This is a genomic window from Pseudolysinimonas sp. (assembly GCF_044239695.1).
In the GTDB taxonomy this organism is placed as follows: domain Bacteria; phylum Actinomycetota; class Actinomycetes; order Actinomycetales; family Microbacteriaceae; genus Pseudolysinimonas_A.
Map to the genome: position 1 here is coordinate 1 of NZ_JBIIAW010000118.1, position 7,912 is coordinate 7,912.

A 7,912-nucleotide genomic window follows, 5' to 3' on the forward strand; every position below is an offset into this window, starting at 1 on the left:
GTGGCCGACGATGCGGCAGGACGGGCAGACCGTGTTCCGCTGGGCCGTCTGGGAGATGGCGAAGGTCGCGAAGCAGGCGCTGGAGAAGGCCGGCGTCACGGTCGACGAGCTCGCCGCGTTCATCCCGCACCAGGCCAACATGCGGATCATCGACGAACTCGCCAAGCAGCTCGGGCTTCCCGAGAAGGTCGCGATCGGGCGGGACATCGAGACCACCGGCAACACCTCGGCCGCGTCCATCCCGCTCGCCACCCACCGCCTGCTCCAGGAGCACCCCGAACTGAGCGGCGGACTCGCCCTGCAGATCGGCTTCGGCGCCGGGCTCGTCTACGGCGCTCAGGTCGTCCGGCTCCCCTAATAGACTCGACGTCGGTCATTCGAACGTCACGAAGTTCCACATCCCAGCAAGGAGAAACACATGGCACTGTCCACCGAAGAGGTCCTCGCGGGCCTCGCCGAGCTCATCAACGACGAGACCGGCATCGCGACCGACAGCGTGGAGCTCGACAAGTCGTTCACCGACGACCTCGACATCGACTCCATCTCGATGATGACGATCGTCGTCAACGCCGAGGAGAAGTTCGACGTGAAGATCCCCGACGAAGAGGTCAAGAACCTCGTCACCGTCGGCGACGCCGTCACCTTCATCGTCAAGGCCCAGGGCTAAGAGACCGGGGTGGGGGCGCGAGCCCCCGCCCCGCTCCCCAGACACTGCTTCACAAGACAACGGGAATTCGAATGACCACGCGAATCGTCGTCACCGGCATCGGTGCATCCACCCCGCTCGGCGGGACCGCCCAGGACACCTGGACGGCACTGCTCGCCGGTGAGTCCGGGGCCAACTCGCTCACCCACGAGTGGGCGACCAAGTACGACCTTCCGGTGACTTTCGCCATGGAGGCGAAGGTGCGCCCTTCGGAGGTGCTCGAGCGCGTCGAGACCAAGCGTCTCGACCCGAGCGCCCAGTTCGCCCTCATCTCGGCCCGTGAGGCCTGGGCGGACGCCGGAGCGCCCGACATCGACAAGACCCGCATCGGCGTCGAGTACTCGACCGGCATCGGCGGCCTGTGGACCCTCCTCGACGCCTGGGACACCCTCCGCGAGAAGGGTTCGCGCCGCGTCCTGCCGATGACCGTGCCGATGCTCATGCCGAACGCGGCATCCGCGGCGGTCTCGATGGATCTGGATGCCCGCGCCTTCGCCCGCACCGACGTGTCGGCCTGCGCGTCCAGCACGGAAGCCATCGCGAACGCCTACGACCACCTCCAGATGGGCTACGCCGACATCATCCTGGCCGGTGGCACCGAGTCGTGCGTGCACCCGATCACCCTCGCCTCGTTCTCGTCGATGCAGGCCCTCTCCCGCCGTAATGACGAGCCCACCCGGGCTTCGCGGCCGTACGACGTCGACCGCGACGGATTCGTCATGGGCGAGGGCGCCGCGACCCTCGTGCTCGAGACCCTCGACCACGCCCTGGCACGCGGCGCGAAGATCTACGCCGAGATCGCCGGCGGTGGCGTGACGAGCGACTCGTACCACATCACCGCTCCCGACCCCGAGGGCCGCGGTGCCGCCCGCGCCGTGCATGCCGCTCTCGCCCAGGCCGGCGCGACCGTCGACGAGGTCACGCACATCAATGCGCACGCCACGAGCACCCCGGTCGGCGACATCGCCGAGTACAAGGCGCTGCAGGCCGTGTTCGGCGACCGCGTGCGCGACATCCCGGTCTCGGCCACGAAGGGCGCTCACGGGCACCTCCTCGGCGGTACCGGGGCTCTCGAGGCGCTCATCACGGTGCTCGCGGTGCAGAGCCGCACGGCCCCGCCGACGATCAACCTCGACAACCAGGACCCCGAGATCCCGCTGTTCGTGCCGACCGCGCCGCACGCCCTGGGCGACGCGCCGCAGCTCGCGATCAGCAACTCCTTCGGGTTCGGCGGCCACAACGCCGTCGTCGCGATCCGCTCCTACGACGACTGAGGGCGCTCCGCGGGTTGAGTGCCGCGCGCAGCGCGGTGTATCGAAACCCAACCCGGCTGAGGCGTAGGTTCGACGTGTGACGTCAGCCGACTGGAACACGATCGACGACCTCGAGCAGTTGACGGCGGTGATCGGGATGCCGCTGCCGCGCACGCGGGACAAGGCGCGCCCGGCGCTGCTTCCGGTCGATCGCGACTGGCTCGCGGCATCCCCGTTCTGCGTCCTCGCGACCACCGGCGCCGACGGCAGCTGCGACGCGTCGCCGAAGGGCGACCCGGCCGGGGACCTGGTGCACGTGCTCGACGACCGCACGATCGCGATCGCGGAACGCCCGGGCAACCGCCGCGCCGACGGTTAGCGCAACATCCTCGGCAACCCGCAGGTCGGGCTGATCTTCCTCATCCCGGGCCGCGGAGACACCCTGCGCATCAACGGCCGGGCCCGACTCGTGCGCGACGCCCCGTTCTTCGACGAGATGGTCGTCAAGGGGCACCGCCCGCTGCTGGCGATCGTCGTCGAGATCGACGAGATCTTCCACCACTGCTCGAAGGCGTTCCTGCGGTCGCAGCTGTGGGATGCGGAGACCTGGGATCCCGAAGGGCTCGTGCCGCGCCGCGCGGTGATCGCGCAGCTCTGCGAGCGTCCGGAGGAACCGATCGAGGAGATCGACGCGTATTACGAGGTCGCGAACTACTCGAAGGGTCTGTACGCCTGACCGCGTTCCGAGAAGGAGGGCTGCTCGCCCGATTCCGTGGTTTGCGCCTGGGTGGGGCTTCGGAATCGGGCGAACAGCCCCGGGGGGTCGGGGGGTCAGTCGATGGGGCGGCAGCCGTCGTGGACGGCGCACTCCCCTTCCCCCTCGGCACCGAGCGGCGCGAGGGCGGAGGTGTCGAGGATGACGTCGGCCGTGAGGATCTCGGCGACCTCGTCGTGCAGGATCTGGGTGATGACCGGAGTGCGCATCTGCTCAGTCGACCTTTCGCTCAGCCGACCTTGTGGAGCCAGATGACGCGCGATTCCTCGTTGGCGCGACGGAAAGTCTCCAGCTCGTCGTCCCAGGACTGCCCGAGGGCGAGGCGCAGTTCCCGGTGCAGTTCGAAGGCGTCCGACCCCGCCGACTCCATGGCCGCGCGCACGCGATCCTCGGGAACGACCATGTTGCCGGCCGTGTCGGTCTGCGCGTAGAAGATGCCCAGGTCGGGCGTGTGCATCCAGCGGCCGCCGTCGGTGCCGAGTCCGGCGTCCTCGGTGACCTCGTAGCGGAGGTGCTCCCAGCCGCGCAGGCCGGACGCGAGAGCGGCGCCGGTGCCCCGCTCGCCCTGCCACGAGAACTCGGTGCGGAAGGCGCCCTTGAGAACGGGCTGCTCGCGCCAGTCGAAATTGACGGCGCGTCCGAGGGCGCGACCCGCCGCCCACTCGACGTGGGGGCGCAACGCGCTAGGCGCGGAGTGGATGTAGACGACTCCGCGTGCGATCTTCGATTGCACTGCAGCCACTTCTCTCTCCATTCGTCAGGATGCGACTTCCCCATCGACCTGTCGAAACGGCGAGATATATGACTCAGGGCTGATTATGCCCGTCTGACCTGCGAATCACAAGGGTGTCATTTGGCATCGGAGTAGCGATCCACGACCGAGACCGACACCGCGAACTCCACCGGTACCCCGCCGAACAGCAGCCGCCCGGCCTCCGCGGCCGACTCGCGCATGAGTTCGACCACCTGATCGGCCAGCGCGACGGGGGCATGTACGACCAGTTCGTCGTGCAGGAAGAACACCAGGTGCGGCTTGGCGAGCAACCCGTCGCCGTCGAGCGACCACAGTCGACGGCGGAGCGACCCCATCCAACACAGCGCCCACTCGGCGGCGGTGCCCTGCACGACGAAGTTGCGGGTGAACCGTCCCCAGGCCGCTGCGCGCTGCTGCCGGCTGCGCTGCTGGGTAGGCGAGGCGGTCTCGTCGAAACCCAGCCCCTGCCCCGGCGGCGAGGAACGGCCGAGCCATGTGCTGACGACGTCACCGTGCTCCCCCGCGCGCGCCGCAGCCTCGACGAAGGCCATCGCCGCGGGGAACGCCTTCTCGATGCGCGGCCTCATCCGACCGCTCTCCCCCGTCGTGCCGCCGTAGATCGCGCCGAGCATGCCGTACTTCGCCTGGGAGCGGGTCTCGACCGCGCCGGTCTCGACCATCCCCTGGTACATGTCGCTCGCCTGGCCGGCGCGGGCCATCGCGCGGTCGCGGGACATCGCGGCGAGAACTCGCGGTTCCAACTGCGACGCGTCGGCGACCACGAGCGTCCAGCCGGCATCCGGGATGACGGCCGCGCGCACCTGTTTCGGCAGTTGCAGCGCTCCCCCGCCGTCGGCCGCCCATCGCCCGGTCACGACGCCTCCCGGCAGGTAGACCGGGCGGAAACGGCCGCCGCTCACCCACTCCTCGGCCCAGTGCCAGCCGTTGGCCGAGTGCAGCCGCGACAAGGCCTTGTATTCCAGCAGCGGCGCGACGGCCGGATGCTCGATCTGGCGGACCTCCCACTTGCTCGTCGACTCCACCCGGAAGCCGGCGTTCTGCAGCGCCCTCAGCAGGTCGGGCTGCGAGTCGGGGTTGAGCGTCGGCGCGTCGAGCAGATCGCGCAGCCGCCCGACGAGAGCTGCGAGCCGCGACGGACGAGCTCCCGGGATCCGGGCGCCGAGCAGTTCAGTGAGAACGCGATCGTGCTCGGCAGTGTCGAACGGCAGCCCTGCGAACTGCATCTCCGCCGCGACGAGCGCTCCGACGCTCTCCGCCGCGAGCAGCAGTCCCAGCCGCCCGTCGTCGCCCGCCCCGGCCACGGCATCCCGCTGCCGGCGCCACTCCGCAACGGGGTCGTCGTCGTCGGGTGGAGGGTCGAGATCGAAGAGCGCGTCGGATGCCGTGGCGGCACGCACGGGAGCGGGCGCGTCCCAGCCATCCCGGTCGCCGGTCGCGAGCGCGGATGCCGCCGACCCGACGGCGTTGCGCAGGATCGCGCGGCACAGCCGCAGGTCGACGCACCGTTCGACCCGCACGCCCTCGGCGAGGAGCGGCGGGTACCAGCGGGCAGTATCGCTCCACACCCACCGGGGACGCTCGGTCTCGCGCCCGGCGACCCAGGTCGGCAGGTCGGACGCCGCGATCAGCGTCTCGGCGCGCCGTTCGCCCTCGTCGGAGAGTTCCGTGGCGACGACGCCGCGGGCGGTCGCACGCAGGGCCAGGAGCACGTCCCCCAGTCTGCCGCCCGCCGCCGACTCAGAGTTTCGCGGCCATCGCGATCTCGCGACCGTCGTCGCCCGCGAACTCCCCGACCACCTCGAATCCCCCACGCCTGTAGGCGGCGATCGCCACGACGTTGCGCTCGTGCACGTCGAGGGTGAGTTCGGGATACCCGGCGTCGCGAGCCCAGTCCTGCGCCGCGCGGATGAGCGCGTCGATCACCCCGCGACCCCGCACGCGGGGAGACACGTAGACGCCGACCAACGTGGCGGTGTCGACCGTCGGGATCCGCTGGAAGTAGTCCGGCTCCCCCGCCCGTCGCGGGAAGACGACGACCGAGCCGACGTGCTCGTCGTCGAGCACCGCCACGAACCCCGCCTGGTCGGCTGCGGTCGCATTGCGTGCGGCGCGTTCGCTCCACTCGGCGTCCGGGCGGGCCAGCGCCTGCTCCGTCGTCTCGAGGAACGCGATCGCCGCGACCGGATCGGCGAGGGCTTCCAGCCGGAGACGTCGAACGCGCGGCCCCTCGTCGGCGCGCACCCGGCGGATCACGATTCCCGGATCGAGTGCTCGGGTCATGGCGCCGACTCTAGCCGTGCAGCAGCGTGCCGTCCTTCGCCAGCACGTTCTTCTCGCCCGCCTCGATCGGGATGCCGAACCGGTTCTGCTTCGGCGGCATCGGGCAGTTGAAGGCGTAGCTGAACGCGCACGGCGGGAGGATGGCGCGATTGAAGTCGAGGGTGATCGTGCCGTCGGCGTTCGGGGCGACGAACAGGAACCGGCCGACGCTGTAGGTCGTGTCGCCGCTCGTCGCGTCGGCGAAGACCAACTGGAGGGCCCGGCCTGCCTTGAAGGCGGCGAGGTCGTAGTCGACGCCGTCGCGGGTGAAGCGGATGCTGCCGGGGATGACCTCCTCGCGCGGACTGTGCGCGGCATCCTCGTCGTCCTTGATGTGCTGGAAGCCCATCGTCGTGCCTTCGGGGTTCTCGGCCCAGGCGGCCGTGACCACCCAGTCGGGGTCATACGGGAACGCATCGATGCCGCCGAAGTTCTCGATCGCCTCCGACTTCGCGTCCCAGACCCGCAGCGCGTACCCGCCGCCGTTCTGGGTGATGACCTTGCCGCGGACGGTGTCGCTGAAGACGACCTCGCTCGGGTTCGCGTCGTCCTGTCCGCGGACGACCGTCTCGCCGTCGACGAGCACGCCGTCGACGTGGACGCCCTCCTCGGCCGCGGCGATGACCGTCAGCCCCGACGCGCCGTCCGGACGAGGCGCCCAACGACCCGGGACCCCCCAGATCGGCTGCTCGACGTCGACGAGCTGGGTGTTGGTGAGGGCGAGGCTGCCCAGCGGCTGGGTGACCGCCAGTTCCCGGCGCTCGTGGAAGTACGCGAGCTGCTGCTCGGGGGTCTGCTGGGCGAGCTGCTCTGCCGTCAACGTCATGGGATCCATCCTCACTCAAGTCTCTGACGTACAACCCGGAGGACACGGGCGAATTCCCCAGCCGGGGGGCGTCCGGCGCGGGTACACCCGAGGATCCCTAGACTCCGGGCATGGCATGGAGCGAACAGGCGGCAGGCTACTTGCAGGGCTCGACGACGTGCCCGCGGTGCGAACGCGGACCGGTCCGGGCGGACCACTGCCCGTTCTGCGGCGCGATCCTGGTCGGTCCAGTGGCCGACGAGCTCCGCACGGTGTCGGCGGAGGCGGCGGAGCTGCTGACCCGGCGCCAGCAGATCATCGGGCGGCTCCCGACGAAGGCGTCGCTCGCGCCCCCTCCGGTCGGCATCCCCGTCCACGCGGCCGCACCGGCGGTCGTCGCGCCCGCCGCCGCGCGGTCGGCATCCAGCTCGCAGGTGAGCCTGCAGTCGGTGCTCGCCGTCGCGGGGGCCGTGCTCGTCGCGGTCGCGATCGTCGTCTTCCGGTTCCTCAACGTCGACGTCGACATCTCGGTGCGACGGGTCGTCATCGCGGTGGTCACGGTACTGTTCCTCGGGTTCGCCTGGCTGCTCGCCCGGGTGCGGCTGACCTTCTCCGCCGAGGCGGTCGGCGCGCTCGCGATGGTGTTCGTGGCGCTCGACATCTGGGCGATCGCCGAACTCGTGCCCGAACGGGTCAGCCCGTGGGCTGTCGCGGGGATCGCGACCCTCGTGGCGTCTGCGCTGACCCTGCTCATCGCCGTGCTCGTGCGGCTGCGCACCTGGCTGTGGTTGGGCCTCGTCGGGCTGGTCGTCGTGCCGGCGTTCTTCGGCTACGCGGTCGACGGGCCGTGGTCGGCCACCGTCGGGCACTGGGGCGCCGTCGCCGTCGCCCTGCTCGGGTTCGAGATCGCCCGTCGGTTCGCGGCGCGCGTCGGGAGCCCGCTGCTGGCCGATCGCGTCACGATGACGATCGCCGCCGCGCTCTTCGCCTTCGTCACCATCGTCGGGCTCAGCTTCGTCGCCGGCCGGGTCGAGCTGACGACGCTCGTCGTCGGCACGTCCGTCACCCTCGCCGGGCTCGCCGCGCTCTGCGGCGTCGCGACCCGCACACTGGCACCGGGAGCCTGGGCGGCGACCCTCGGGGTGTTCGCGACGGCGGCGGCGGGCATCCTGCCGTTCGCGCTCGAGCTCGACGATCCCGTCTGGTTGCTCGCGCTCGTGCCCATCGTCGGCGCCGTCGCCCTCGCGGCCCTGGCGTTCGCGCCCTGGCCGCAGCCGGT

General features: G+C 70.7%; 9 protein-coding genes and 2 pseudogenes. 6 read left to right on the forward strand and 5 right to left on the reverse strand.

From position 1 onward, the window contains the following. The 5 genes and pseudogenes from ACILQS_RS14140 to ACILQS_RS14160 all read left to right on the forward strand — a co-directional run. A partial coding sequence (locus ACILQS_RS14140; RefSeq protein ID WP_395640772.1) for a 3-oxoacyl-[acyl-carrier-protein] synthase III C-terminal domain-containing protein occupies window positions 1-358 on the forward strand: 358 nt, incomplete at its 5' end. A 60-nt stretch (window positions 359-418) separates the two neighbouring features. After that, the gene (locus ACILQS_RS14145) at window positions 419-667 is read left to right on the forward strand and encodes an acyl carrier protein (protein WP_395640773.1); all 249 of its coding nucleotides are present in this window, start codon (window positions 419-421) and stop codon (window positions 665-667) included. A 71-nt stretch (window positions 668-738) separates the two neighbouring features. Next, a complete protein-coding gene (locus ACILQS_RS14150) occupies window positions 739-1,980 on the forward strand; it encodes a beta-ketoacyl-[acyl-carrier-protein] synthase family protein (protein ID WP_395640774.1) in 1,242 nt (413 codons plus the stop codon). 136 nt (window positions 1,981-2,116) lie between these two features. Continuing rightward, window positions 2,117-2,428: pseudogene (locus tag ACILQS_RS14155) on the forward strand (pyridoxamine 5'-phosphate oxidase family protein); the annotation flags it as partial. Beyond that, the gene (locus ACILQS_RS14160) at window positions 2,429-2,695 is read left to right on the forward strand and encodes a hypothetical protein (protein WP_395640780.1); all 267 of its coding nucleotides are present in this window, start codon (window positions 2,429-2,431) and stop codon (window positions 2,693-2,695) included. A 95-nt stretch (window positions 2,696-2,790) separates the two neighbouring features. Here ACILQS_RS14160 and ACILQS_RS14165 read toward each other — a convergent pair whose 3' ends face one another. From ACILQS_RS14165 to ACILQS_RS14185, 5 genes are all read right to left on the reverse strand, one after another. Continuing rightward, the gene (locus ACILQS_RS14165) at window positions 2,791-2,943 is read right to left on the reverse strand and encodes a hypothetical protein (RefSeq protein WP_395640775.1); all 153 of its coding nucleotides are present in this window, start codon (window positions 2,941-2,943) and stop codon (window positions 2,791-2,793) included. Between the two features lie 20 nt (window positions 2,944-2,963). Continuing rightward, a complete protein-coding gene (locus tag ACILQS_RS14170; protein ID WP_395640776.1) occupies window positions 2,964-3,476 on the reverse strand; it encodes a DUF3145 domain-containing protein in 513 nt (170 codons plus the stop codon). A 107-nt stretch (window positions 3,477-3,583) separates the two neighbouring features. Further along, window positions 3,584-5,218, reverse strand: a complete 1,635-nt coding sequence (locus tag ACILQS_RS14175; RefSeq protein WP_395640777.1) for a bifunctional 3'-5' exonuclease/DNA polymerase — start codon at window positions 5,216-5,218, stop codon at window positions 3,584-3,586. A 28-nt stretch (window positions 5,219-5,246) separates the two neighbouring features. Then, window positions 5,247-5,789, reverse strand: coding sequence for a GNAT family N-acetyltransferase (locus ACILQS_RS14180; protein WP_395640778.1), 543 nt, complete (start codon window positions 5,787-5,789; stop codon window positions 5,247-5,249). A 10-nt stretch (window positions 5,790-5,799) separates the two neighbouring features. Beyond that, entirely contained in the window at window positions 5,800-6,654 is an 855-nt protein-coding gene (locus ACILQS_RS14185; RefSeq protein ID WP_395640779.1) for a DUF1684 domain-containing protein, read from the reverse strand. A gap of 110 nt (window positions 6,655-6,764) precedes the next feature. Here ACILQS_RS14185 and ACILQS_RS14190 point away from each other — a divergent pair. Continuing rightward, window positions 6,765-7,912 (forward strand): annotated as a pseudogene (locus tag ACILQS_RS14190) (hypothetical protein); the annotation flags it as partial.

What these genes read in the sequence shown, in the direction of transcription:
- ACILQS_RS14180 (WP_395640778.1), bottom strand. Translation starts at nt 5,789, where the DNA reads ATGACCCGAGCACTCGATCCGGGAATCGTGATCCGCCGGGTGCGCGCC.
- ACILQS_RS14145 (WP_395640773.1), top strand. Translation starts at nt 419, where the DNA reads ATGGCACTGTCCACCGAAGAGGTCCTCGCGGGCCTCGCCGAGCTCATC.
- ACILQS_RS14150 (WP_395640774.1), top strand. Translation starts at nt 739, where the DNA reads ATGACCACGCGAATCGTCGTCACCGGCATCGGTGCATCCACCCCGCTC.
- ACILQS_RS14165 (WP_395640775.1), bottom strand. Translation starts at nt 2,943, where the DNA reads ATGCGCACTCCGGTCATCACCCAGATCCTGCACGACGAGGTCGCCGAG.
- ACILQS_RS14185 (WP_395640779.1), bottom strand. Translation starts at nt 6,654, where the DNA reads ATGACGTTGACGGCAGAGCAGCTCGCCCAGCAGACCCCCGAGCAGCAG.